Annotated in this window: 24 protein-coding genes; 7 read left to right on the forward strand and 17 right to left on the reverse strand. The window is 65.8% G+C overall.

Annotated features, from left to right (window positions below):
- Positions 1–19 precede the first annotated feature (19 nt).
- From AO716_RS16600 to AO716_RS16610, 3 genes are all read right to left on the reverse strand, one after another.
- Complete coding sequence (locus tag AO716_RS16600; protein WP_055243074.1) at positions 20–475, reverse strand: DUF3817 domain-containing protein; 456 nt, start codon at positions 473–475, stop codon at positions 20–22.
- An 88-nt stretch (positions 476–563) separates the two neighbouring features.
- A complete protein-coding gene (locus tag AO716_RS16605; RefSeq protein WP_055243075.1) occupies positions 564–1,364 on the reverse strand; it encodes a nitrilase-related carbon-nitrogen hydrolase in 801 nt (266 codons plus the stop codon).
- Between the two features lie 88 nt (positions 1,365–1,452).
- On the reverse strand, positions 1,453–2,370 hold the full coding sequence (locus tag AO716_RS16610) for a DUF5996 family protein (RefSeq protein WP_055243077.1): 918 nt from the start codon (positions 2,368–2,370) through the stop codon (positions 1,453–1,455).
- A gap of 287 nt (positions 2,371–2,657) precedes the next feature.
- Between AO716_RS16610 and AO716_RS16615 the strand changes: the two genes are divergently transcribed.
- Positions 2,658–3,959, forward strand: coding sequence for a multidrug effflux MFS transporter (locus AO716_RS16615; RefSeq protein WP_235472150.1), 1,302 nt, complete (start codon positions 2,658–2,660; stop codon positions 3,957–3,959).
- A 13-nt stretch (positions 3,960–3,972) separates the two neighbouring features.
- Here the strand turns inward: AO716_RS16615 and AO716_RS16620 are convergent, their stop codons facing one another.
- The gene (locus tag AO716_RS16620) at positions 3,973–4,995 is read right to left on the reverse strand and encodes a LacI family DNA-binding transcriptional regulator (RefSeq protein ID WP_055243078.1); all 1,023 of its coding nucleotides are present in this window, start codon (positions 4,993–4,995) and stop codon (positions 3,973–3,975) included.
- Positions 4,996–5,159: 164 nt separating this feature from the next.
- On the opposite strand from AO716_RS16620, the gene AO716_RS16625 reads away from it, so the two are divergent.
- Genes AO716_RS16625 through AO716_RS16645 form a run of 5 tightly spaced genes read left to right on the forward strand, consistent with a single transcriptional unit; the run spans position 5,160 to position 11,625 of the window.
- Positions 5,160–6,470: an ABC transporter substrate-binding protein gene (locus AO716_RS16625; RefSeq protein ID WP_055243080.1), complete on the forward strand. Its 1,311-nt coding sequence runs from the start codon at positions 5,160–5,162 to the stop codon at positions 6,468–6,470.
- A gap of 12 nt (positions 6,471–6,482) precedes the next feature.
- Positions 6,483–7,436, forward strand: a complete 954-nt coding sequence (locus AO716_RS16630) for a carbohydrate ABC transporter permease (protein WP_082413686.1) — start codon at positions 6,483–6,485, stop codon at positions 7,434–7,436.
- Positions 7,437–8,255 carry a carbohydrate ABC transporter permease gene (locus AO716_RS16635; RefSeq protein ID WP_055243081.1) on the forward strand — a complete coding sequence of 273 codons (819 nt, stop codon included), beginning with the start codon at positions 7,437–7,439 and terminating at the stop codon, positions 8,253–8,255.
- Positions 8,256–8,258: 3 nt separating this feature from the next.
- Entirely contained in the window at positions 8,259–10,646 is a 2,388-nt protein-coding gene (locus tag AO716_RS16640) for a glycoside hydrolase family 3 N-terminal domain-containing protein (RefSeq protein WP_055243083.1), read from the forward strand.
- A gap of 10 nt (positions 10,647–10,656) precedes the next feature.
- A complete protein-coding gene (locus tag AO716_RS16645) occupies positions 10,657–11,625 on the forward strand; it encodes an acetylxylan esterase (RefSeq protein ID WP_055243085.1) in 969 nt (322 codons plus the stop codon).
- A 19-nt stretch (positions 11,626–11,644) separates the two neighbouring features.
- Here the strand turns inward: AO716_RS16645 and AO716_RS16650 are convergent, their stop codons facing one another.
- The 11 genes from AO716_RS16650 to xylA all read right to left on the reverse strand — a co-directional run bounded on the left by AO716_RS16650 (position 11,645) and on the right by xylA (position 22,590).
- A complete protein-coding gene (locus AO716_RS16650; RefSeq protein WP_055243086.1) occupies positions 11,645–12,055 on the reverse strand; it encodes a hypothetical protein in 411 nt (136 codons plus the stop codon).
- Positions 12,052–13,164, reverse strand: a complete 1,113-nt coding sequence (locus tag AO716_RS16655) for a serine hydrolase domain-containing protein (protein WP_055243088.1) — start codon at positions 13,162–13,164, stop codon at positions 12,052–12,054. Before AO716_RS16655 ends, AO716_RS16650 begins: the two co-directional genes overlap by 4 nt.
- A gap of 1 nt (position 13,165) precedes the next feature.
- Positions 13,166–13,678 carry an ArsR/SmtB family transcription factor gene (locus AO716_RS16660; RefSeq protein WP_055243089.1) on the reverse strand — a complete coding sequence of 171 codons (513 nt, stop codon included), beginning with the start codon at positions 13,676–13,678 and terminating at the stop codon, positions 13,166–13,168.
- 53 nt (positions 13,679–13,731) lie between these two features.
- Positions 13,732–14,304, reverse strand: a complete 573-nt coding sequence (locus tag AO716_RS16665) for a hypothetical protein (protein ID WP_055243091.1) — start codon at positions 14,302–14,304, stop codon at positions 13,732–13,734.
- Positions 14,305–14,323: 19 nt separating this feature from the next.
- On the reverse strand, positions 14,324–15,472 hold the full coding sequence (locus AO716_RS16670; RefSeq protein WP_055243093.1) for a zinc-dependent alcohol dehydrogenase: 1,149 nt from the start codon (positions 15,470–15,472) through the stop codon (positions 14,324–14,326).
- Between the two features lie 109 nt (positions 15,473–15,581).
- Positions 15,582–16,205 carry a GNAT family N-acetyltransferase gene (locus AO716_RS16675; RefSeq protein ID WP_055243095.1) on the reverse strand — a complete coding sequence of 208 codons (624 nt, stop codon included), beginning with the start codon at positions 16,203–16,205 and terminating at the stop codon, positions 15,582–15,584.
- Between the two features lie 139 nt (positions 16,206–16,344).
- Entirely contained in the window at positions 16,345–17,739 is a 1,395-nt protein-coding gene (locus tag AO716_RS16680; protein WP_082413688.1) for an ABC transporter substrate-binding protein, read from the reverse strand.
- Between the two features lie 70 nt (positions 17,740–17,809).
- Positions 17,810–18,718 (reverse strand): carbohydrate ABC transporter permease, encoded by a 909-nt coding sequence (locus AO716_RS16685; protein ID WP_055243099.1) that lies wholly within the window; start codon positions 18,716–18,718, stop codon positions 17,810–17,812.
- Positions 18,715–19,653, reverse strand: a complete 939-nt coding sequence (locus AO716_RS16690) for a carbohydrate ABC transporter permease (protein ID WP_055243101.1) — start codon at positions 19,651–19,653, stop codon at positions 18,715–18,717. Before AO716_RS16690 ends, AO716_RS16685 begins: the two co-directional genes overlap by 4 nt.
- Positions 19,654–19,912: 259 nt before the next feature.
- Complete coding sequence (locus AO716_RS16695) at positions 19,913–21,322, reverse strand: xylulokinase (protein ID WP_055243103.1); 1,410 nt, start codon at positions 21,320–21,322, stop codon at positions 19,913–19,915.
- Between the two features lie 80 nt (positions 21,323–21,402).
- Positions 21,403–22,590, reverse strand: coding sequence for a xylose isomerase (xylA, locus tag AO716_RS16700; RefSeq protein ID WP_055243105.1), 1,188 nt, complete (start codon positions 22,588–22,590; stop codon positions 21,403–21,405).
- 175 nt (positions 22,591–22,765) lie between these two features.
- On the opposite strand from xylA, the gene AO716_RS16705 reads away from it, so the two are divergent.
- On the forward strand, positions 22,766–23,971 hold the full coding sequence (locus AO716_RS16705; RefSeq protein ID WP_055243107.1) for an ROK family transcriptional regulator: 1,206 nt from the start codon (positions 22,766–22,768) through the stop codon (positions 23,969–23,971).
- An 11-nt stretch (positions 23,972–23,982) separates the two neighbouring features.
- Here the strand turns inward: AO716_RS16705 and AO716_RS16710 are convergent, their stop codons facing one another.
- Positions 23,983–25,107: an NAD(P)/FAD-dependent oxidoreductase gene (locus tag AO716_RS16710; protein WP_055243109.1), complete on the reverse strand. Its 1,125-nt coding sequence runs from the start codon at positions 25,105–25,107 to the stop codon at positions 23,983–23,985.
- A gap of 69 nt (positions 25,108–25,176) precedes the next feature.
- Positions 25,177–25,962 (reverse strand): zinc-binding dehydrogenase (locus AO716_RS16715; RefSeq protein ID WP_082413691.1); only part of this gene is annotated, 786 nt, incomplete at its 5' end.

Raw genomic sequence — 25,962 nt, forward strand, 5'->3', positions numbered from 1 at the left:
CGGTTATGTATTTGGGAGCTTAGCCCTTGGGGATGGGCGGGCCGAGGTAGAGCAGGATTGAGAAGACGACGGCGACGCCGGCTACTGCAACCAGTGCGGAAGCTCCCGGACGGCGCAGCACCATGGCCTGTACCTTGTCCAGGAAGTTCTTGGGTTCTTCGCCGCCGGGAGCCAGGCGCCAGCCGCCCTCCAGCAGTCCGCGCTTGTCTACAGACTTTTCGAACGGAATCGTGGCCCAGGGCACCACGGCGAGCGCCACGCCAAGCACACCGGTACCGGCCGACCATTTCTGGTTCACCCAGACGAACACGGTCACCACGGCGTAGGAGAGGAACACAAAGCCGTGGATGCCGCCGGCGATGGGAGTGAAGGCTTCGTTGCCGAACGCATACTTGGCCACCAGGGCAGCGATCAGCAGGGTCCACGTTACGGCCTCCGCAAAGGCCAGGGTTGTGAACAGTTTGCGGGGAGTCATGGAGGAGAGCACCTTCCGACGGGGGTTTGCCAACATTATGTCAGCATGGAACGGCGCACCCTAATTCAGGCTGCACGCCGGATTGGTCTCAGCGGTACAGTTCCGGCCGCATGTCCTGCGCATAGGTATTGATATGCCGGGCACGGTGGACCTCGTTGGGATGGATGTCCGTCAGAAGCAGCTCTTCCGTGTCCGCTCCGCCGGCCGCCAGCAGCGTTCCGTACGGTGAGGCAATCACGCTGTTGCCGGTGAAACCGGGGCCGCTGTGGTTGGCATACGCAATGTAGACGCCGTTCTCCAGTGCCCGGGCAGGGACCAGCAGCGTCGAAATCCGTTCAGCGTTGTAGGTGTGCAGGGGCTGCGGCCCGCCCACGTCCCCAGTGGCGGGAACCGCCGTCGGAATGCACAGCAGGTCCGCTCCGGCGCGCACCGCTGCGCGCGCATACTCGGGAAACTCAATGTCATAACAGATTCCCAGTGCCACCTTCAGGCCCCGGAAGCCGGTTACGCGGGGCACCCCGGCACCCGGAGTGAAGGCACCGCGTTCATCGTCACCGAAGAGGTGGGCCTTGCGGTAGCGCAGCAGCTCCGTTCCCGTCTCGTCGAAAAGGGAAGCGGCAATAAAGCGGGCGCCTCCTTCCTCCTCCACGGTGGAGGCAACGACGCCGATGCCTTCCTCGTCCGCGATGGCCGCCAGTTCCCGCCGGAGTCCGGCGCCGTCGGAACCCGCTGCCCGGGCCGGGGCATAGCCCGTGGCGAAAAGCTCGGGGGTGACGATCAAGTCGGCTCCGGCATCGGCCGCGCGGACAGCGGCGCTTCGGATCAAAGCCAGGTTGGCTTCAGGCTTACCTACCTCGGATGCTGCCTGCAGCACTGCTATGCGGACCATTTGTGCTCCTCGGGAGGCCTTCGCACCTGCGCCGTACCGGGCGCCGTGCCTGTGCTTTTTTCCCATCATAGGCACGGCGCCCGCGGCGCTAGGCTGATGAGACGGGGTATCCGAGCGGTTCGGTGATCCAGTCCAGGTCTGCCCAGCGGTCAATCCGCTGGACGATCTCGAAGCTGGTCCGGCACATGTCCACCACGGCCTGTTCGGGGTCCGGATAGGAGAAGGCATCCTCCAAGGTGAGGATGAACTCGTTTTGCCGGGCCTGGAACTGCGCCCGGTCCGGCTTCAGCATCGAAGAGTAGCTGTCGATGCTGGCCATAAACGGATACGGCATGCCAAAGAAGGACGGCTTGGACGTTTTGACGTCCCCCGGCCAGAACCCGAACTCCATGAACTTCTCATCGAAGCAGTTCACGCCGATCACGTCGGTCCCGCTGTACGGTGCTGCCTGGCCTGCAAACACTGACCCTGAGAGATCCATGGTGCCGAACCAGAACTCAGGCATGTCCCGTTTGCCGCGGAAGGGTGCCAGGAACCGGGAAAGGCTGCGGTAGGCGAAGTGCAGGTTCTCCAGGTAGATGGCCACGGCCTCCCGGTCCCAGGAATGATGCTTCGTGTCCTGGTCGAAGGGCGTCTCGTCGTAGAACTCCTGCGGGGTGGTGTTGATCTCGGTCGGCATCCCGATGTAGTCCAGCGCACCCATGAGCTGGGAGTAGAACTCCGCCACGCTGAGGCCGTCGCTGAGCGGGATCCGGCTCTTGCCGCCGTCGGTGTTCTGCACGTCCACATGGTGCTGGCGCAGGTTGAAGTAGATCTCGAAACTTGAGCCGTTTCCCGGGATGATGCCGGTGCCAATCCCGTCGATGGTCAGCGGCATCCGGACGTGCCCCCACCCTGGCTGCTTGTCGCTGTGCTCGATTTTGACCTTGCCTGCCATTTGGAGGAAGAGATGCAGGGTGTCTGCTGTGTCCTGCCAGTCCGGGTAATCCAGGATCCGTTTTTCCATGGTGTCGCCTCGCTTCGGTGGCGTAACGGGAGGGAACGGGTGTTGGCCGTTCCTCAAGTGTGGAGCGGCCGCTGCGCGGGGGTCAACGCTTTCCGGCTGCGCGGGTTCTCCCGGGAAGGGTGGGACAGATCACTACGCCGGCCCCCAGGCCACGGTGTGCCCGGCGGGGCCCGAAGCCTATACTGGCAGCAGATCTCACGGGTGCCCCAGTTGGATACCCGTTGGCCCTGCGGCAGCCCAGAGAGCCGAGGCCCACACCCGCAATCCTCCCTAGGAGCCTTTCCCCGGTGACAAGTCCTTCCCCGAAGCGCGCCACGTCCCGTTCACGCAGCCTGAAGTACATCCTGATGCTCGGAGCGCTGGCCGCGCTGCCGGCGGTCACTACGGACATGTATCTTCCGGCGCTGCCTGAAGTTGCCTCGGACCTGGCCACTACGACGACGGCCGCCCAGTTCACGCTTTCCGGCACCCTGCTGGGCACGGCTGTTGGCCAGCTGGTGATCGGCCCGCTATCCGACCGATTCGGGCGCCGGCTGCCGCTGCTGATCGGCATTTCCATGCACGTGGTCACCTCACTGCTGTGCGCGATCGCCCCGAACATTGGCCTGCTGATCGGCCTGCGCATTATGCAGGGCTTCTTCAACGCTGCCGCTTCCGTGGTGGCCATCGCCGTGATCCGCGACCGGTTCACCGGTTCTGACGCCGCCCGCCTGCTCTCCCGGCTGATGCTGATGATCGGACTGGCCCCGCTGCTGGCTCCCACACTGGGCCAGGCGGTGGAGGGAATCTGGGCGTGGCGGGCCGTCTTCTACGCGCTGGCGCTGATCGGCGTCATCCTGGTGGTGATCGTCTGGCGCTGGATGCCCGAAACCCTGCCTCCGGAACGGCGGCTGGCGAAGGCGAAAAAGGGAACCCCCAAGTCCGGCAAACCCGGAGGCTACCGGATCCTGCTGCGTGACCGCCGCTTCCTGGCGTTCGCCGTCATCCCGGGCCTGTCGATGGGCATCATCATGAGCTACGTGGTGGGTTCACCGTTCGTGATGCAGGAAGAATACGGCCTCTCCCCCGCGACGTTCGCGCTCATCTTTGCCGTCAACGGCGTCGCAATGGTGGTCTCCTCCCAGGTGAACGCTTCCCTGCTGAACCGCTTCCCGTCAGCGGGCATCCTGCGCATCGCAGCCCCGGTGCTGCTGCTCCTGGCCGTGATCCTGCCGATCATCATCGCCACCGGATTCGGCGGCGTCATTGGACTCGTGGCCGGGCTCTGGGTGGTGCTTGGCATGCTGGGCTTCATCTTCTCCAATGCCACTTCACTGGCACTGGACGGCTACGGGCACATGGCCGGAACCGCCGCCGCACTGCTCGGCTGCCTGCAGGTGGGCCTGGCCGGGCTCATCAGCCCGCTGGTGGGTGTCTTCGGCGGCTCGGCGCTGTCCATGGCCGGGGTGATCATCGGCTGTGCACTGGCCATCAACCTGGTCCTGGCGACGACGCCGGCCTACCGCCGCGGCGGGCGCCGGCTACAGGGTTCAGCCGCGACAGCTGCTCCCCGGGAGACCGAATCCGGCGAGCCCGCCGACACCGTCTAAAGCGGACTCAGGCTCAGGCGCCGGCAGGCGCAGCCGTGCTCTGCCGGATGACGAGGGACGTCGAGAGGTCCAGCCGGGTGTTCTTTGGCTGTTCGCCGTCGCGCAGCATCAGCACCATGCGTGCCGCTTCCTCGGCCATTTCAATCAGCGGCTGATGCACTGTGGTCAGCGCCGGAGAAGACCAGCGTGCCACCGGCAGGTCGTCATACCCAACGATCGAAAGTTCCTCCGGAACGCTGATGCCCAGCTGCCGGGCGGCGTCGAGCACTCCAAGGGCCTGCAGGTCACTGCCGGCGAAAACTGCGGTGGGACGGTCCGGCGCAGCGAGCAGCTCCATTGCATGGTCCCGGCCGCCGTCCACGTGGAAATTGCCGTACCGGACCAGCTCTGGGTCGAACGGGAGGCCGGCGGTGTTCAGCGCTGACCGGTAACCGTCAATCCGGGCCAGGGAACACATCAGGTCTTCCGGTCCGGTAATCGCTGCGATGCGCCGGTGGCCCAGATCGATCAGGTGGCGGGTGGCCATCATGCCTCCGGCCCAGTTCGCGGAACCTACCGAAGGTACATCCGGCGCAGGGTCGCCCGCGGGATCAATGATCGCGAACGGTATTCCGCGGGATTCGAGCAGCCGCCGGGACTCCTGCGCCAGGTCCGCGAAAACCAGTACGACGCCGGCCGGGCGCCGCGCGATGACACCCTCCACCCACTCGGGGCCGGGTGAATGCCGCGTGCCGCTCTCGGTCAGCACGACGCTCAGCCCGTGTTCACGTGCCACGTTCTCAACACCGCGGATAATCTCCAGTGCCCAGGCGCTTTCGAGTTCGTGGAACACCAGTTCCAGCAGCGCGGATTTGGAGCTGCGGGCAGCGCGGCGCTGATACCCGTGCCCGTCCAGGAGGGCTTCAACTTTCGTGCGGGTTTTCCGCGAAACGTCGGCCCTGCCGTTCAGGACTTTCGAGATGGTCGAGAGTGAAACCTCGGCCTCCGCCGCCAGTTCGGCGAGCGTCACTCTCCCAGCTGCAGGCGTTTGCGCCATCTGTTTCTCCTCCGCACGAAAAGCCCTGAGGTGAAGCGGCAGCAAAAAAGTGTTGCGCATCACATCCTTGCATCCTAAGCTAGCGGCATTCCAGAACTTTCGGCAAGTGTTTCGAAACTTTCGGAACATGCTTCCCGGAAGAACTTCCAGTGAGGAGCAGTTCAATGAGGAACAACCGCAGCTGGCTCAAACCAGCTACCGCAGCGGCCGGCGCAATAGCGCTGGGCCTGTCGCTGTCCGCCTGCTCGAGCAGCGGCGGAGACTCTGCCGGAAGCAACCGGCCGGAGAACGAGGTCCATGTCCTGGTCTACGGCGATGCCGGCAACGACGTCGAACGGGCCATGGTGGACAAGTTCAACGAAACCTCGGACGTCAAGGTTGTCCTGGACACCATCCCGGGCGCCGACTACCAGCAGAAACTCCAGACCGTGATCGACACGGACTCCGCGCCGGACGTCTTCTTCAATTGGGGCGGCGGATCCATCACGGACTACGTGGACGCCGGCCTGCTGATGCCGCTGGATGACTTCATCGAGGAAGACCCGCAGCTCAAGGATGCCTTCCTGCCCTCCGTGTTCGACACCGCAGTAGTGGATGGCGAGGCCTACGGCATTCCAATGCGCGGAACCCAGCCGGTGATGCTCTTCAGCAACGAGGAAGTACTGGCACAGGCAGGAGTCGACGGCGCCCCGGAAACCTGGGACGAACTGCTGGCCGCAGTCGAAAAGCTCAAGGCAGCCGGCGTAACGCCCATCGCGCTGGGCGGAGCCGATGAATGGCCCACCCTGATGTGGGTCGAGTACGTCTACGACCGCGTTGCAGGCCCTGAACTCTTTGAAAGCGCACTGGCTGGTGACACCGAGGTCTGGGACTCAGAAGAAAGCCGCGAAGCGCTCGGAATGCTCCGCGAACTGGTGGACGCCGGAGCCTTCGGCACCAACTTCCAGTCAGTGAAGTTCACCGACGGAGGTTCGGCATCACTGCTCTCCAGCGGCCAGGCAGGCTTTGAGCTCATGGGTTCCTGGGCCTACTCCACGCACCAGGACGCCGCTCCCGAGTTCGTCGAATCCGGACTGGGCTACAGCGAGTTCCCGACCATTGACGGCGGCAAGGGCGACCCGCAGAACCTGGTTGGCAATACGAACAACTTCTACTCCGTCCTGGCAAACACCCGGTACCCGGACACCGTCCGGGATTTCCTGAAGCTGATGTACTCGGATGAGTTCGTGCAGGAGCAGGTCGCTATCGGCAACCTCCCCACCACCACCAACACCGAGCAGTTCCTGGACCAGTCTGCCGATCCCGAGTATGCCCGTTTCCAGTACGGACTGGTGGAGCAGGCCCCGGCCTTCCAGCTCTCCTGGGACCAGGCCTACCCGCCCTCGGCCACACCGGCCATCCACGGAGCAATGTCTGACTTCTTCAGCGGACGCATCGATGAAGACGGCTTTATTGCCGCCATGCAGGGACTCTAGGGACTTCTCCTCATGACTGCACTGCTCCCGCCCAAGCCGCCGGCGCTGGCGGACGGATCCGAACGGGTCCGTCCTGCCCGCGCCGGCCGCTCGGCCCGCACACCCCGTCCGGGCCTGGCCTGGACCCTCCCGGCCACGGTCTTTTTCCTGCTCTTCGCCGTGATCCCGCTGATCGCCGTCGTAGTCCTGTCCTTTATGAGCTGGCGCGGCATCGGTGAACCCAAGTTTGTTGGCATGGAGAACTGGCAGGAGCTCTCCAGCGACCCGGTGATGCTGAAGAGCCTGTGGCTATCACTGCTGTTCATTGTGCTTGGTGTTGCCACCCAGACACCGGTGAGCATGCTGCTCGGGGTCTGGGCCGCCGGACCGCAGCGCAACCGTGCCGTCCTGAGCGCCATTTACTTTGTGCCGCTGCTGCTCTCATCCGCAGCCATTTCGGTTCTGTGGCGGGCGCTGCTTGATCCGAACTTCGGGGTGCCGTCCCAGTTCCGCTGGCTCTTCGGCGACGGCAACCTGTTCGGTCATCAGGCCACGGCAATCGGCGTCATCATCTTCGTGAGCATGTGGCAGTTCACGCCTTTCCACACGCTGATCTACCAGGGTGCCGCGCGGGCCATCCCGCAGGTGCTCTACCAGGCGGCGGAAGTCGACGGCGCCGGCCGGGCGCGCACGTTCTTCAGCATCACACTGCCCCAGCTGCGCAACTCCATCATCACCTCGGTGATCCTGATGGTCGTCGGCGGGCTGACCACGTTTGAAACGGTCCTGATCCTGACCAACGGCGGACCGGGCACCGACACCACCATCACGGCCTTCTACATGTTTGAGCAGGCCTTCCGCCGCTTCGACTTTGGCACTGGAGCCGCCGTGGCCCTGGTGCTGGTAGTCGTGGCCACCACTATCTCGCTCATCATGGTCAAGGTCTCCGGCTACGACAAGATGCGCAGCACCATGGAAGGAGTCTAGATGCGCACGCGCCCCAACTACATTGCCGGAGCCGCCGCCGTCGTATGGCTCCTCATCGTTGCCCTGCCGCTGTACGTGATGATCGCCGCAAGCGTGCAGACGCGAAGCGACTTCAGCGCCGGCGGGCCGCTCTCCTTCCCCACCAGCTTCACGCTGGAGAACTACGCGGGAGTGTTCCAGAGCGGATTCGGGCTCTACTTTCTGAACACCCTGATAGTGACCGGCGGAGTGGTCGGCATTGTGCTGCTGGTAGTACCGCCGCTGGCGTATGCCATTGTGCGCAGCCAGTCCCGCACCACCACCCTGATCTTCCGCTTCTTCCTGCTGGGGCTCGCAATTCCGGTCCAGGCCGTGATCGTTCCCATGTTCTACCTGATCAACACGGTCGGCCTGTATGACACCCTGCTGGGCATCATCCTGCCCACCGCGGCATTCGCCCTGCCGATCTGCACGCTGATCCTCTCCGGCACCATGCGGGACATCACGCCGGAGCTGTATGAGGCCATGGCGGTGGACGGTGCCGGAACCTGGCGGACGTTCGTCCGGCTGGTGCTCCCGCTGTCCAAAGCCGGGATCTCCACGATCGCCGTCTTCGCGGCGCTGCAGGGCTGGAATGGTTTCCTGCTGCCCCTCATCCTGACCCAGTCGGAGTCCACCCGGGTCATCACCCTTGGCCTCTTCAACTTCCAGACCCAGTACGGAATCAACGTCCCCGGCATCCTTGCCGCGGTGATGCTCTCCATGATTCCCGTGCTGCTGGTGTACCTCTTTGCACGCCGCGCACTAGTCCAGGGCCTTATGGGCGCTGGCGGAAAGTGACCCATGTCGAACACCACCACCAAACGCGTCCCCTGGCGGGATGCCTCCCTCTCCCCCGCCGAACGCGCGGATGCCCTGCTGTCCCAAATGACACTGGAAGAAAAGACCGCCCAGCTCATCGGAGTGTGGGTGGGCGCCTCCGCCGACGGCGCCGAGGTGGCCCCGCACCAGCATGAGATGAACGAACCCCCGGACCTCGAGTCGCTGCTGCCGAACGGCCTCGGCCAGCTCACCCGGCCGTTCGGCACCAAACCGGTGGACGCCGGAGCCGGCGCCCTCTCGCTGATGCGCACCCAGGAGCGGATTGCCGCTTCCAACCGGTTCGGCATCCCCGCGATGGCCCACGAGGAGTGCCTGGCCGGGTTCGCGGCCTGGGGTGCGACGGCGTATCCCGTGCCGCTTGCGTGGGGCGCCACCTTCGACCCCGGTCTGGTCCGGCGCATGGCCGCTGCGATCGGAACCGACCTGCGCCGGGTAGGAATCCACCAGGGGCTGGCCCCGGTGCTGGACGTGGTGCGCGATGCCCGCTGGGGCCGGGTCGAGGAGACCATCGGCGAAGATCCGTACCTGGTGGGCAGCGTAGCCAGCGCCTACATCCAGGGCCTCGAACAGGCCGGCGTCGTTGCCACGCTGAAACACTTCGCCGGGTACTCTGCCTCCCGTGCCGGGCGGAACCACGCTCCGGTCTCCATGGGACCGCGCGAGTTCGCCGACGTCGTCCTGCCGCCCTTCGAAATGGCCGTCCGGGAATCAGGCGTCCGGTCAGTGATGCATGCCTACACCGATACTGACGGCATCCCCTCCGCCGCCAACCGCGCCCTGCTGACCGGTCTGCTGCGCGACACCTGGGGTTTCGAAGGAACCGTGGTGGCCGACTACTTCGGAATCGGGTTCCTGGAGGATCTGCACGGAGTGGCCGGGAGCCGCGGTGAAGCCGCCGCGGCAGCGCTGGACGCCGGAGTGGACGTGGAGCTGCCCACAGTGGACGCCTACGGCGAACATCTGCTGGCCGAACTGGAAGCCGGCCGGGTTGATCCCGCCCTGGTGGACCGGGCCGCCCGTCGTGTGCTGCTGCAGAAAATCGGCCTGGGCCTGCTGGATGAGGACTGGTCCCCGGTGCCCGCGGCCCTTGCCTCCGGTGCCGGGGATCTGGGCTCGGTCCAGGACACCGTGAACCTGGATCCGCCGGAAAACCGCGGCCTGGCAGCACGGCTGGCCGAAGAGTCAATCGTCCTGCTGAGCAACAACGGCACCCTGCCGCTGCGCTCGCCCGCGCGCATCGCCGTCGTGGGTCCCAATGCGGAGAACCCCATGGCGTTCCTTGGCTGCTATTCCTTCCCTGCCCATGTGGGGTCCCAGTTCCCGGAGGTCCCCGCCGGCATTGAGCTGCCCACGGTGGCGGCATCGCTGCGCGCAGAGTTCGGGGACAGTGACGTGGTGTACGCCCAGGGCTGCGGCATTGATGATCCTGATACCTCGGGCATCGGGGACGCTGTGGCGGCGGCCAAGGAATCCGACGTCGTCATCGCGGTGCTCGGCGACCGGGCCGGGCTCTTTGGCCGCGGCACCAGCGGCGAGGGATGCGACGTCGAGTCCCTCGTACTCCCCGGCGTGCAGCAGCAGCTGCTGGATGCGCTGCTGGACTCAGGCACGCCGGTGGTCACCGTCCTGCTGACCGGCCGCCCCTATGCCCTGGGGCAGGCTGCCTCCCGTTCCGCCGCCGTTGTGCAGGCTTTCTTCCCCGGAGAGGAAGGCGGCTCCGCCGTGGCCCGGGTGCTGAGCGGGGCGGTGAATCCCTCCGGCAGGCTGCCGGTCAGTGTCCCGGCCACTCCGGGGAGCCAGCCGGCCACCTATTTGGCAGCACCGCTTGCCGGTCCCACCGATGTGTCCAGCATCGATCCGACGCCGGCCTTCGGCTTCGGTCACGGCCTCAGTTACACCGAGTTCAGTTGGGACGGCCTACACGTTGAGACCCCGGAAACCAGCACCGACGGCGAAACGGCGGCATCGCTGGCCGTCACCAATACCGGAGCGCGCGACGGCGTGGAGGTGGTCCAGCTCTACCTGCACGATCCGGTGGCTTCCGTGGTCCGTCCCGTGCAGCGGCTCATTGGCTACGCCCGGGTGCCGCTGAAGGCCGGGGAATCCGCACGGGTTCGCTTCACCGTGCCGGCAGACGCAGCCTCATTCACCGGAGTGGACCTGGAACGGATAGTGGAACCCGGCGTGCTTGAACTGCGCTTCGGTGCATCCAGCACCGATATCCGGCTGACCGGCGACGTCAGGCTGACCGGCCCGGTACGCTCGGTGGACCACACCCGGCGCCTGCACTGTGCAGTGGACGTGGAGGCAGCAGAAGCAGGGCCGGGGGTGGAAATCACGGCCCCGTAGGAGGAAGAACGTGTACACAGACCTGCCCGTTGACCAGCTGGGCACCTACCTGGGCAGCCAGGGCGAACCTGCCGATTTTGATGAGTTCTGGGCGCGGACTCTCGAAGAAGCGCAGGCCCATCCGCTGGGCCTGATCCTTGAACCGGTTGAAACCGTGCTGTCCACAGTGGACGTCTGGGACGTGACGTTCAACGGCTACGGCGGGGAACCAATCCGCGCCTGGCTGCGGGTGCCGTCCGGAGCATCCGGTCCGCTGCCCGGCGTCGTCCAGTTTGTCGGCTACGGCGGCGGGCGCGGCGACGCGCACGAGAACCTTTTCTGGGCGTCCTGCGGTTTCGCGCACCTGGAAATGGATACCCGGGGGCAGGGGGCGGGCTGGAGCACGGGTGTCACCCCGGACGCGGCGGGCAGTGCCGGGCCCCAGGGCCAAGGCGTCATGACCCGCGGCATTACCGATCCCGGGACCTACTATTACCGGCGGCTAATCACGGACGCCGTCCGGGCTGTCCAGGCCCTGCGGTCATTGGACAGGGTAGATCCCGACCGCTGCGCGGCTGTGGGCATGAGCCAGGGCGGCAGCCTGGCAGTAGCCGTCGCAGCCCTGGCACCGGAGCTGGCGGCCATCGTAGCGAAGGTGCCTTTCCTATCCGATATCCCCCGCGCGCTGCAGGTCACGGATGCGTACCCGTTCCGGGAACTGGTTGATTATCTGGCGATCCACCGCACCCGGGTCCAGCAGGTGCACCAGACGCTGCAGTACTTTGATTCGATCAACTTCGCCAAGCGGGCCAGGGTTCCGGCGCTGTTCTCGGTGGGTTTGATGGATCAGATCACGCCGCCGTCCACCGTCTATGCGGCGTACAACAACTACTCCGGGCCCAAGGAGCAACAGGTGTGGCCCTTCAACGGGCACGAAGCCGGCGGGATCGAGGACGATGTTGCTGCTGTGGCCTTCCTGCGCCGCGTCTTTGGAGCCTAGTCCGCCTGTTTTCGGGCGCTCAGCCAACGATCACGCACACGGCGAGCGCCGCGGCAAGCAGGGCAGCGTAACCGGTGAGGGTAGCCGGACCCGGCTCCTTGGGTTTCCGGGCGGGAACCGCAGCGGGGAAACCAGCCCGGGGCTCTGTTACCTGTGCGCGGCGGGCTGGAAGCCGGGGCCAGCGAATCACCAGACCGGCTGCGGCCGCAGCCAGCGCTGCCGCGGAGAGAACCCACAGCCAGATGGTGGCCGCGGACCACTCCACCACCAGCCGCATTAGAACGGCCACGAAGGCCGCCTCCAGCAGTGTTGCCACATAGGAGCCCCGGCTCTTTTCCGGCACTGACTGAGTCCAGGCGAAGTAGGCAAGCCAGCCACAGTAAACCACCAGACCCAGCGGCAGCACCCAGCCGATCACTGCGGCCATCATTCCGGACCTCCGGCCAGCAGCTCAAAAGCGGCTTCTTCCTGTCCCGCGGCAACGTTGGAGAGCATCACCACCGCACGCCCGTTGTCCCGGTCCAGGGCGACTATGGACCAGAAGCCACCGGTCTGTCCGTTGTGCCAGGTGATCTCCGGGCCGCCGGCTCCGCCCTCCCGGCTGGTCACCCAGGCCAGTCCGTAGCGTGAACCTTCTTTGCCGTTCCACTGCGGCTCCAGCGCCGCTGCCCCGGGGGCGGTTCCGTCCAGCTGCGCCTGTGCATAGACGGCTAGGTCTGCCGTGGTGGAACGGATGCCTCCGGCCGGCGCCGTCCCATTGGCGGTCCACGCGTCCTCGGGACGGCCGGCGGCGCTGCGACCGGTGGGGGCGCCGTCGCGCAGGTTCTCCGCGGTTACGGGGGCATAGGTTTCCTTCAGCTGCAGCGGAGCCAGGATCCGTTCCTCCAGGAGCTGCTCCCAGCTTTGGCCGGCGGCCCGCGCCAGCAGCTGGCCCAGGAAGGCGTAACCCAGGTTTGAGTAGGTCACGGTGCCGCGGTTGTTCAGGCCAGCGGCCTGGGCCTGGGCCAGAACCTGTTCCGGCGTTGCGGTGTAGGGGTCGCGGTTGAGCAGCTGCCCGGCCAGCAGGGACGGCAGCGCATCCAAGCCCGTCGCCAGCCGCGGCAGGCCGGAGCGGTGGCTGGCGAGTTCGGCAAGTGTCACGGTGCCGATTTCCGCGGATGCGTCCGCGAGGTCATCTCCCAGGATGTCCGCCGCTGTGGTCTCCAGTGTGACTTCGCCGCGTTTCACGGCGTCGGCAAGCAGCGACGCGGTAAACGTCTTGCTCACGGAACCGATTTCGAATTCGGTGTGTTCATCCGCGCCGAAGCCGGCATAGCGGATGCTGTCTCCGTCGATGTAGGCCACGCTGATGTGCTGGGCGGGGTTCGTCAGCAGCGGCCGGACGCGATCCGCCAACGCGGTGTCCCCGGTAATGTTCCCGGAGAGCCGCGGCGGCCAGGGCGCGGCGGCCAGCCCGCAGGCCAGCACGACGGCGGCCGCCACACAGCCGGCAACGATCCGTGCCTTGGGTTTGCGCCTGGTCTGGACGGTCGCAGTCATCTCAGTTGCCTCCTGTGGCAGCGGTGAGGATAGCCAGCAGCGGGATGACGCGGGGCGCCGGAATCCGATAGCGGGAGCGGGCATGGGCAGCCAGCCAGCCCTGGGCCAGAAGCTGGTTGACGTGGTGGTAGATCTGACCCGCCGTTCCCGCGCCGAGTTCCTCCACCAGCTGCGCTACGGTTTCCGTTCCGCCCAGGACGGCGCGCAGGATCGAGAGCCTCACCGGGTTGCCCAGGGAAGCGAGGGTTTCTGCATACGCGGTCCAGTCGACGTCCAGCAGGTGCGCCGTTTCCAGGCCGTACTGGTATTCGTACCGCTCCCCCGGACCCACGGCGGCCTTACCGGCAAAGAGCACAACGCCGGAGTCCGGGTACCGGTCCCGGATCCCGTTCAGGACCCAGAAGACGTCGTCCGCCGCCGGCGCCGGGGGCACGGACGCACCGGCGAGCCGGTCTTCCAGGGCGGCCACCCGTTCCTCGAGGGCCCGCAGCCGGGGTTCAGCATCGTTTTGCATGGCTCAAGAATTACGTAATAACTGAACCACGTCAAGGATTCCGAATATCGGTCTCAGCGCCTCCTGCGCACAAGGGCGCGCACACCTGCGAAAACTGCTCCGCCGGCAAGGATCCAGGGAGCCCCCACAAGAATGGGGTCAATCCACTGGTGGTTTACATCGGCGCGGCGGCTGCGGGCACGGGACGAGAGCCCGCCGACGCGGAACTCGCTCAGCACGCCGGTTTCGGTAACGGGGTTGTCCGGGCGAACCGTGGCCAGCGAGGTGACGTGGGCGCCGAACGCGTCCACACGGTCGGCTGCCAGCAGGATCAGCCAGTGCGCGGCGCGCGCTTCGCTGTAGCGCTTATAGGCCAGGCGGCGCATGGCTCCGGAGACACCCTTGAGCGGCACTGCCGTACCGAAAACCGGGGTCAGCATCTTGTGTTCAATCGACCGTTCCCGCGGGTAGGTTTCCTCCTGCCGGTCAGGAAAGTCCCAGTGCGCTCCGGTGCGCTCCGGGTCGAACTGCAGCTTGGGAACGGAGGGCCGGTCGAGGGGATTGAGGTCAGCCCCCCAGCCGGGGATGCGTGCCTTCAGTTCCTCAGCGGTGGGTATGGGTACGGGGTTGTAAGCGGTGTAGGCCATGGCAGGCTCCTTTGCGGGTTTAGGACGCGCTGGGGACGATCACGGGCTTGATGCAGTTATCGAGTTTGGAGGAGAAGATGTGATATCCCTCGGCGATGTGCTCCAGCGGAATGCGGTGGGTAATGATGTCGCTGGGCGTCAGGTAGCCGTTGCGGATGTGCTCGAAGAGGCGCGGCCACTGGCGCTTCATGGGGCACTGGTTCATGTTCAGCGTCAGCCCCTTGTTCAGCGCGTCGCCGAACTTCACTGCATTGAAAATCGGCCCGTAAGCGCCCATGACGGAGACGGTTCCGCCCTTGCGGACGGAGTCGATCGCCCAGTTCAGCGCCACCGCGGACCCGCCCTGGAGTTTGAGCTTGGTGCCGGTGACATGCTGCAGGAAGTTCCCGTCTGCTTCGGCTCCCACTGCATCGATTGCAACGTCCGCACCCAGGTAGCCGGTGTCCTTCTTCATCTGGACCACAATGTCGTCGTACTCGGTGAAGTTGTAGGTTTCGGCATGGGCGAAGTCCCGCGCCTTTTCCAGCCGGTAGTCCAGGTGGTCGATGACCAGGACCCGGCCGGCACCCATCAGCCACGCGGATTTGGCTGCGTACAGCCCCACCGGTCCAGCGCCGAACACCACCACAGTGTCGCGTTCCTTGATGTCCCCGAGCTGGGCACCGAAGTACCCGGTGGCCAAAGCGTCGGTGCACATCAGTGCATCCTCCTCAGCCATCCAGTCCGGGATCAGGGAGGGCCCGACGTCGGCGAACGGGACCCGCACATACTCTGCCTGCCCGCCGTCGTAACCACCGGTGGTGTGCGAGTAGCCGTACAAAGCGCCGACGGCGGTGGCGTTGGGGTTTACGTTGTGGCAGTTCGAGTACAGGCCGCGGACGCAGAACCAGCAGGAGCCGCAGTAGATGTTGGCCGGAACCATGACCCGGTCTCCCGGTTTCAGGTTCTGAACCGACGGCCCAACCTCTTCCACAACGCCGATGAACTCGTGCCCGAAGGTGGTTCCCACCCGGGTGTCCGGCATCAGCCCGTGGTACAGGTGCAGGTCGGAGCCGCAGATCGCGGCGAGGGTCACCCGGATAATCGCGTCATTGGGGTGCTCCAGGCGCGGCATCTCTTTTTCTTCGACCCGAACCTTGTACGGGCCGCGGTACACCATTGCTTCCACTGGTCCTCCTCATTGCTTCGGTGATCAGTTGGGATCAGATGGTAAGCAACCTTATGATGCGTCGTGGGAAGGGTCAACGGGTGCCCGGAACGGCCCCAGAACCAGGAAGTTACTGCAGCTGGCCGGGCAGTTTGAGCTTCTCCTTCGGAGGGAAACCGGCGTCGAAGGCCTCCACATCCTCCTCACGGACGGCGTAGCCGGGAGGATCGGCGTAGCTGCCAGTCACTCCGGCGAGGTATCCGGCACGCAGTTCGCGGACCATAAAGAACGGTGTGGGTACGTCTTCCGGGACGCCGGCGTAGCGGATTCCCAGTGATTGGGCGTCGGTAAACCCGAACCGGGAATAGTACTCCGGGCTCCCTGAGAGGACGACGGCGCCGAATCCCCTTTCTGCGGCAGCTTCGAGCGTGTGCCGGATGAGCTTTCCGCCGAGCCCGCGGCGTTGGAGTTCCGGGCGGACCGACACCGGGCCGAGGACCAGGACGGGAAGGCTGCCGCCGCCGTCGAGCGCCACTTCGGCCCGGCTGTACATGATGTGGGCTGCGATCCTGCCGTCCAGCTTCACGACGCAGCTCAGTTCGGGAACGAACTCCGGCAGGCTGCGGTAGCTGTGCACCAGGTAATGCTCCACGCAGCCGGGCCGGTAGACATTCCAGAATGCCTCCCGCGTCAGGCTTTCCACTTCGGCGTAGTCGGCAGGCTGCTCCTGCCGGATGGTGTATTCCGAATCCATGGCCACCCCTGTGCAACAGGCCCGCAAACAGGTTGGGGCGCCGGCCCCGCCGGAAATAGAAACCGAATCCTGTCCGCAGAGCGGAAATGATGTCGTTTACATTCTGGCGGAACCGGCGCCCCGGTCCCAGATGCAGCTGTTACTGCACTGAGTTGTTGTAGTTCTCGACCTCGGTCTTCAGTGCTTCCACCGATTCGGTGAGCTCGGCCTTGCTGTCCCCGCCGAGCAGCGCACCTTCGAGCGCGTCCTCAGCGGCCTTGCGGGCCTGCGGCATGGATCCGGCTGAGCAGCCCTGGGTGGCGGCCGTCAGCTCAGTGCCTTCGAGCTGCTGGACCGCGACGTCGAACTGCGGGTACTGCTCACGCCAGGCGACGTCTTCGGGCTCGTCCAGTGCAGCCTTGGAAATCGGGAAGTAGCCCGTGCCGGTGTGCCAGGTGGCCTGGGTGGCCGGCTCCGCGAGGTACTGCATGAACTGCCAGGCAGCTTCCTTCTCGGCGTCGGAGTGGCCTTCATCGGAGACCCAGAGGGAGGCACCGCCAATGATCGGACCGGAATCGTTCTGCTCGATCTTCGGGTAGAAGCCCACTCCGAGTTCGAAGCCCTGCTCTTCAGCGGCCTTCTGCATGCCGCCCAGCGCGCCGGTGGATTCGAGCGTGATGCCGATGGTGCCGGACTTGAAGGCGTTCTGCGCATCGGCGGTGGCACGGCCGGTGTTGCCGGCTACGCCGGTCTCAACGAGTCCCTTCCACCAGTCGACGAACTCCACGGCGGTGTCATTGTTGAAGCTGTAGTCGGTCACCCGTTCGCCGCTGCGGCCGTTGTCCGGACTGCAGTACAGCGCGCCGTTGGCGGCAATTTCCTGCTCCAGGAGCCAGCCGTAGATGGCGGCGTTGAAGCCGAATTCAGCCGGGCCGCCGTTCGTCTTGGAGAGCTTGTTGGCAGCTTCGCCCACCTCGGCGAGGGTTTCCGGAGCCTTTTCAGGGTCCAGCCCGGCAGCCTCGAACAGGGTCTTGTTGTAGTACATGACCGGCATGGAGGTGTTGAAAGGCATCGACCACAGCTCGTCATTGATCGAGTAGTAACCGGCGATGTTGGGCTGCAGGTCGGAGACGTCGTACTCGTCGCGGTCGATGAACGTCTGGGTGGGCATAACAGCCCCGGAGTCGATCATGAACTGGGTGCCGATGTCATAGATCTGCACCATGCTGGGCGTGCTGTTGGACTGGACCGCTGCCTTGTACTTGGTAATGGTCGTGTCGTAGTCGCCCTGGTAGACGCCCTTGACCTCGATCTTGCCCTCATTGGCGGCGTTGAAGTCGGTGATCAGCTTGTTCAGCGTCTCTCCGTTGGTCCCGTCCATTGAGTGCCAGAAGTTGACTACCGTGACGCCGTCGGCGTTCTCCAGCGCATCGGCCGCGGGAGCGTCCCCTGCCCCGGCTGATCCTGGGCCGCCGCAGGCGGACAGCGTCAGGGCGAGTGCAGCAGCACCGGCGGCCGCCATTGGCAGTCGGCGCCCTCTACGTATGGTTCGCATTGAATTCCCTTCGGTTGGACCGGAGGGTGTGCCCTCCGGGTTGAGCAGGGTAAGTGATGAATCGATATGGCTATTTGATGGAACCCGCGGTCAGGCCGCGGACAATAAAGCGCTGGCCGAAGATGACCAGCAGGAGCGTGGGAATGATGGCCAGGACGGTTCCTGCCAGCACCAGCCCGGCGTTGAAGTTGTCTGCGGACCGCAGCTGGGTGATGCCAATCTGGATGGTCTGCATCTGCGGCGTCTGGGTGACCAGCAGCGGCCAGAAGTACATGTTCCAGGCGGAGAGGAAGGACCAGATTCCCAGTGCTGCCAGCGTGGGCTTGGACAGCGGGACCAGTACCGAGAGCAGGAACCGCATGTGGCCGGCACCGTCGATCCTGGCGGCTTCCCACAGCTCCACCGGGAAGGAGAGGAATGCCTGGCGCAGCAGGAAGATGCCGAACCCGTGTGCCAGGAACGGCAGCACAAGTGCCGGAATCGTGTTGATCAGTCCGGCGGAGGACATGGTCAGGTAGTTCGGGATGATGATCGCTTCAGCGGGAACCATCATGCTGCACAGGAACAGCGCGAACCAGAAGACCCGTCCCCGCACCTTCAGGAACACCAGGGCGTAAGCCGCCAGCAGCGACGTGACAATCTGCCCCAGCGTGATGAGTCCGGCCATCACCACGGAGTTCATGTACTGCCGGCCCAGCGGGATCGAGTCCAGCGCACCGGTGAAGTTCTCCACCCGGAATCCGTTGAACGGCCAGAGCGAGGCCGGGTAGGCGTTGATGTCCGCCGGGCCCATAAAGGAACCCACAAAACCAAAGTAGACGGGAAAGAGGACGACGACGGCGCCCAGGGTGAGCGCGGCATAGGTCAGGACACGCCCCAGTGTGAGCGGACGCCGCTGCCGCTTCCTCGCGGCAAGGGTGCCGCGCACCGGGCGGGCATCGCCGCTGCGGGTGGCTGCGGCGGTTGCGGTGCGGCTCATCGGTAAAAGACCTTTCGTTCCAGGACACCGAATTGGATGGCGGATACCGCGACCACGATGATCAGCAGGACTACGGCCTGCGCGGAGGCATAGCCGAAGTTGGAGTTGTTGTTGGCGAATGCCTGCTCGTAGATGGAGTAGACAAGGGTGGTGGTGCTGTCCTGCGGGCCGCCCTTGGTCAGGATGTGGATCTGGCCAAAGCTCTGCAGGGCGTGGATGGTGCCGGTGACCAGCAGGAAGAACAGCTGCGGTGTCAGCAGCGGCATGATGATGGAGCGCTGCATGCGCCAGCCGTGTGCTCCGTCCAGCCGGGCAGCTTCAACTACGTCGTCTGAAACTGCGCCGAGCCCGGCAGAAAGGACCAGCAGGTTGTATCCAAGCTGCATCCACACCGTCGCCAGTGAGACTGACAGCAGCGCCCACGCGGGATCGGTCAGCCAACCCACCCGGTCCAGCCCGAAGAAGGCCAGCATTCCGTTGAGCACACCGGTTGCCTGGTTGAACATAACCCCGAAGATCACCGAGGCCGTGGCTACCGAATAGGCGAAGGGAAGCGCGAAAGCCGTGCGGAAGAACCGGATTCCCCGGATCTTCTGGTGCAGGAGCAGGGCCAGTGCCAGCGCAATGGCGATCGAAGGCACCACTGTGAGCACGGTGAAGCCGAGCGTCACCCACATGACGTTCCAGAACCCTGAGTCCGTGAACAGGCGGGTGTACTGGTCGAAGCCGACAAAGCCCGAAGGGCGGCCAAAAAGGTCGCTGCCCTGGAAGGACAGGAAGACGGACCGCCCCAGTGGATAGAAAAGGAACAGCGCGAAAACCAGCAGTGCCGGGACCAGGTACCACAGGGCCCGCAGGCTGCCGCGGTCCGTTTGGCGGTCGGGCTGCGGCGAGGCCTTTGCAGCCGGCGGGTTTGCCGGTTTGGTGATGGTCATGCTGCGGGGCCGGGTGAAGCGTGCCCGGGATCCGCGTGCGGACAGCGGACACGTGCATCCGGCTGCAGCAGGTCACTGCAGAAAACTCTCATTGGGTTCTTTCCGTCCGTATCGTCCGGCACATCTCACTCACCGGGAACTTCTGTTGCATGAGTCACAGTAACCAAGATTTTTTGCCTAAGGCAATAAACCCGCTGGTGGCGACGGAAAGAGGGAGATGCCCAAGCATCCTGCAGGCGTGCCCGCTGACGCAGCGGGGCTAGCGGTACTGGCGGTCCGCCGCTGCGCGGTAACGCTCGAGCACCTGCGGTGCAGGCGGCGCATCGACGGTCAGGGAATCCTGTGTTTTCCACTCCGGCCACTGCCCGGCGAGCACCGCAGCAGCCTGGCGGGCAGCGCCGTCGGCCACGTATTCTCCCGGCTCAGGCACTTCGACCGGCATCCCGAGCACGGAGGAGAGTGTCTGCTGCATTGCCGCGGACCGGGCTCCGCCGCCTACCAGGATGACGCGCCGTGCCTCAATCCCCAGCTCGGTGAATGCGCGGAAGGCGTCCGCGAGGGAACAGGCCACACCTTCAAAGGCGGCGCGTGCCAGGTTTGCCGGGACGTAGTTGGCCAGCGTCATGCCGTGAAGGCTCGCCTGGGCGTCAGGAAGGTTGGGGGTACGTTCGCCTTCGAAGTACGGGACCAGGGACAGCCCGCCGGCTCCGGGCTCGGCGGACAGCGCGAGTCCGGTGAGTTCGGGAAGGCTGACGCCGAGGATGCCCGCCGTCGAGTCGAGCACCCGGGAGGCGTTGAGGGTGGCGGCCAGCGGAAGGAAGTTGCCGGTGGCGTCGGCGAATCCTGCCACGAGACCGCTCGGGTCTGCGGTGGGCTGGTCCGCGACGGCGAAGACGGTTCCCGAGGTGCCTACGGAAATTACGATGTCGCCGACCCCGGCACCCACACCGAGCGCCGCTCCGGCGTTGTCACCTGCGCCGGGGCCGATGAGTGCACCGGACGGTGTTGTCAGTCCGGATTCCAGCGGTTCCAGGACGGCGGGCAGCACCGGCACATGGCCCAGCGTCGATTCCAGTACGGATGAGAGGTATTCCCCGGTGGCCGGAGACCAGTACGCCGTCCCGGAAGCGTCAGACCGGTCCGTCCGCAGTGCGGCCAGCCCTTCCGCTCCGCTTCCCGGCCCGTATCCGGCAAGGCGCCAGGACAGCCAGTCGTGCGGCAGGCACACGGCGGCTGTCCTGGCGGCGTTCTCCGGTTCGTTTTCGGCCAGCCAGCGCAGCTTGGCGGCGGTGAAGGATGCCACCGGGACACTGCCGGTGGTCTCCGCCCAGTACTGCGCGCCGTCGGGCCCGGCCTCGGCGATCATGTCCGCCGCGGCACCGGCCGAGCGGGTGTCATTCCACAGCAGCGCCGGGCGCACCACCGCACCGTCCGCATCCAGGCAGACCATGCCGTGCTGCTGGCCGGACACGGCCACCGCTGCGACGTCGTCCAGCCCCCCGGCAGCCTGCGCGGCTTCGTTCAGCGCCAGCCACCAGGTCTCCGGATCCACCTCCGTCCCGGGCGCGTGTCGGGCAGTTCCCTGCCGTTGCAGCGCACCGGTTTCGGCATCACGGATTACGACCTTGCAGGACTGCGTGGAGCTGTCCACCCCTGCGACTAGCGGCATAACGGACCTTTCAACAGGCTGGTTCCGGGCGTCAGCGCCCGGAACCAGGAATGCTAGCAAACGGTGCCCGGGTAAGGTGCCTAGCGGGCGCCGAGCAGGTGCTCCAGAGCCAGCTGGTTGAGGCGGATGAATCCGAACGAACGCTGGGCTGCGGCCTCGGCATCGAACTCCTCGAAGGAAGCGGTGTCTGCAAGCAGGTCCGCCGTGGACTCCCCCGCTGCCAGCGTGGGCTCGGCCAGTTCTGCAACACCGGAGGCGGCGAGAGCCTCCTGGACCTCCGGGTCCGCGCGGAAGGCCAGTGCGCGTTCCTTGAGCAGGAGGTACATGGACATGTTCGCGGCAGCCGACTCCCAGACGCCGTCGTAGCCGTCGGTCCTGGAGGGCTTGTAGTCAAAGTGCCGCGGGCCGTCATAGACCGGGCCGCCGTTGGGGAAGCCGTTCTCAAGCAGGTCCACGGTGAAGAAGGCACTGGTCAGGTCTCCGTGGCCAAAGACCAGGTCCTGGTCGTACTTGATGGACTTCTGGCCGTTGAGGTCAATGTGGAAGAGCTTGCCGGCCCACAGGGCCTGCGCGATTCCGTGCGTGTAGTTGAGGCCCGCCATCTGCTCGTGCCCGGTTTCCGGGTTCAGGCCCACGATGTCCTGGTGCTCCAGCTGGGCGATGAAGGCCAGGGCGTGGCCCACGGTGGGGAGGAGGATGTCTCCGCGGGGTTCGTTCGGCTTGGGCTCGAGGGCGATCCGGAGATCGTAGCCCTGCTCCTTGATGTAGCCGGCAGCGGTGTCCACGCCTTCGCGCATCCGGTCCAGGGCTGCGGAAACGTCCTTCGAGCCGTCGTACTCGGCGCCTTCGCGTCCGCCCCACATCACGAAGGTCTTCGCGCCAAGCTCCGCCGCAAGGTCCATGTTCCGCAGCACCTTGCGAAGGGCAAAGCGGCGCACGGAACGGTCGTTGGAGGAGAAACCGCCGTCCTTGAAGACCGGATGGCTGAACAGGTTGGTGGTGACCATGGGAACCTGCAGGCCGGTCTCGGCCAGGGCTGCGCGGAAGCGCTTCAGGATCAGGTCCCGTTCCTGTGAGGAAGAACCGAACGGCACCAGGTCATCGTCATGGAACGTGACGCCGTAGGCGCCCAGGTCGGCCAGCTTGTGGACCGCCTCCACGGGGTCCAGGTCAGCACGGGTCGCGGTGCCGAACGGATCGTTTCCCGTCCAGCCGACGGTCCAGAGTCCAAAGGTGAAGCGGTCGGCAGGTGTTGGCGTCTTTGTCATGTTGCACTGCTCCAGAGAGGTGGGTTCCGCGGAATTGTTGTGGACAACAACATATGCATTGCCCCAGAGAGTGTCAATGGGTTCCGAAAGCGAACTTCCTTCCGAAACGTGCGGTCTAAATTGCTGTTCCGTGCAACAATCAATCGTCCCGTCCACGGTGCAAAGGATCCAGCGCATGCCGAGCAAACCGGCCACCGACAGCATCCGCGTACAGAACCTCTCCCGGGTGCTGACGCTGCTGCACCGGCGCGGACCCCTGTCCAGGGCACAGTTGACCCGGCTTACCGGCTTCAACCGGTCCACTGTCGGGGCACTGACATCCGAGCTGTCCCGGCTGGGCCTGGCCTACGAAACCGAACCCGCAGCTGCCGGCCGGGCAGGCCGTCCGAGCCCCCTGGTCCACCCCAACGAACGCGTCGCTGCGCTGGCTGTGCACCCCGACGTCGACGCCGTCACCGTAGGTCTTGTGGGTCTGGGCGGAAAGGTCCACCGGCGTGTCCGCTACGACGCCGCCGCCGTGCCCGGTGTCGCTGAAACCCTAAGCATCACGCGGGCCGTGGTGGAGGGCATGACCGCCGAGCTGGCATCAATGGACCGCATCGTCGGCGTGGGCGCTGCAGTGCCCGGCCTGGTGGACAGCACCGACGGTTCAGTGCGGCTGGCGCCGCACCTCGGCTGGGAAAACGAGCCGCTGGCCGAATCACTCTCCCGGACGCTCGGGCTTCCGGCATTCGCCGGGAATGACGCCACGCTCGGGACCCTGGCCGAATCCGTCTTCGGCGCCGGCGTGGAACAGGCAGACGTTGTGTACCTCAACGGCAGCGCCAGCGGCATCGGCGGCGGCGTGATAGTTGGCGGGATGCCGCTGGGCGGCGCTGCCGGGTTCGCCGGGGAACTGGGCCATACCCTCGTGCGGTCCGACGGCCTCGCCTGCTTCTGCGGACGCCGCGGGTGCCTGGAGACCGAGGTGAACCTGGGCGGGCTGCTGGAACCGCTGGGCCTGAAGCATGCCGACCTGGAACAGCTGGAAGAGGCGATGGCCGCCCGCAGGACGCCGGGGTTCGAAGCCGCGGCTGCCCGCCAGCTGGACATGCTGGCAGAGGCACTGGTGAACTTCGTGAACATCTTCAATCCGAGCACCATCCTCCTCGGCGGGTTCCTCGGCGTGCTGTTCTCCTTCGATCCGAGGCGGCTGCAGAACGCCGTGGCCCATGGCGGCATCGGAGGCCTGGGCCGCCAGGTGCAGATCCGCAGGGCCGCCCTGGGCGCTGACCTGCTGCTGGTGGGAGCCGCGGAACTGGCCTTCGCCGACCTGCTGGCTGCTCCGGCTGCTGCCCTCAATTCCGCCGAACAAACCCCGCAGCCGGCCGCGGGCGCCTGACTCCGCGGGAGTCAGGACTCCCAGCCGAAACCGAAGCGTTCGGGGCGGAACGGCTCAAGCAGTGGATGACGCCGCCCGGTAAGGATTTCATCGGCCACCAGCTCTCCTCCGATCAGGCCGAGGGTGGCTCCGGAGTGGGTGAACGCCACCCAGCATCCCCGGACGGCCTGCAGCTCACCGAACACGGGTTCGCCGTCGGCGGGCACCGGTTTCAGCCCAGGCTGCCAGCTCTCCACCACAACCTGCGGATTTCCGGCCAGCACCCGCGAGGCCTCCGCGGCCAGCTCCGCCATGACCGCGGGGTCTGCGTCCCAGCTGTGGTTTGGCCGCTGGACAACCCGGTCCAGGTACCAGGTGTGGTCCATCGCCAGCCGCCCGCCCGGATGGGGGCGCAGTGAGATCCGCGGCGTGTTAAGCACAGCGCGCAGGCCGTGCTCCAGGGGAGCACTGATGAGGAGCATCGCCTTGTCTGAGGCATTGGGCAGCTCGACTCCCAGCTGTCCCACCACCGCCGGAGTCCCGGCACCGCAGGCCAGCACAACGGCGTCGGCCGGATATTCCTCGCCGGTCCCGGTGCGAACGCCGCGTGCCGGGGCACCATCGCCTCCCACCACCGTGCACAGTCCGGCGTGTTCAATCAGGACTCCGCCGCGCAGGGTGAACTCTTCTGCCAATCGCCGTACCAGGTGCGGCAGTGACACCCATCCTTCGCCCGGGTTGACCAGGACCCGGTGGGGCAGAACCCCGGGATCGACGCCGGGAACCTCCGCGGGAACATCGTCCCTGTCCAGCATCCGCGCGTCGTAGCCCTGCCTGCTTTGCTCGTTGTGCCGCTCAATGACAGTGAACGGGTCGTCATCCCAGTACAGTCCGCCGTCAAATGCCAGCCAATCCACTCCGGGGTTGCGTGCCAGCAGTGTCCGGTAACGGTCGATGCCGGCCATCCGCAGCCTGAAGTACGGATCGGAGTACCCGCCGCCGGCATTCAGCCAGGACAGGGACCGCCCGGAAGCCCCGCTGCCGACTTCGGTTTCGGTAAGCAGGAGCACTTCCGCTCCGCCGCGCAGCAGCTGCACCGCCGTCGAGAGTCCCAGGACGCCGCCGCCAACCACAGCGACCTGCCTTGTGCCTTCCACCGGTTCCGCCTTTCCTTCGGCATTGCTTGCGGTTTCGAGCCTATCTGCCGGTGCCCGGAGCGGGCAGGCCTACTCCAGCCCGGGGACCAGGATTGCCCGTCCGGTGAGTTTGCCGGCGTCCAGGTCGTGCAGTGCCTGGACGGCATCCAGAAGGTCATAACTGCTGGTGGTGAGGGTGATCTGGCCCAGCGAGTTGAGGGTCATGAGTTCCACGAGGTCCCGGTAGGTGCCCACAAGGTTTCCGACCACGCTGATCTCGCGCGAAATCAGGTCAATGGTCGGCAGCATGACTGTGCCGCCATAGCCGACGGCATAGTAGCTGCCGCGGTTGCGCAGCATTGCCGGCCCCGTGATCTCAGTGCCGTGCTCGCCCACGAAGTCGAATACAACGTGCGCTCCCCCGCAGGTGATGTCCAGGACCGCCAGTACGACGGCGTCTGCCGGGGGCTCCCCGACAGCGCGGGCAGCGGGGTGCAGGTCATTGGGATTCACAGTCGCGTCGGCGCCCAGCTCCTTCGCCAGCGCCAATGCCTGGTCAGAGGTGTCCACCACCGTGATGTGCGCGCCGGTGAGCGCCTTGATGGCCTGCACCCCGATGTGCCCCAGCCCGCCGGCACCGATCACCACAGCTTCAGAGCCAGGCCGCAGCAGGGGCACGGCACGGCGGACTGCATGGTAGGCGGTCAGGCCCGCGTCTGCGAGCGCCGTGACGTCGGCAGGCTGGACGGAGGGATCCAGTTTAACGACGGTGCGGCCACTGGTCCTGAGCAGTTCGGCCATCCCGCCGTTGGTGTTCAGCCCCGGAAAAGCAGAAGCTTCACAGTGCGAATCCTCCCCCGCCCGGCAGGGGGTACA

The organism is Arthrobacter sp. Edens01, from assembly GCF_001307035.1.
Lineage (GTDB): Bacteria > Actinomycetota > Actinomycetes > Actinomycetales > Micrococcaceae > Arthrobacter_B.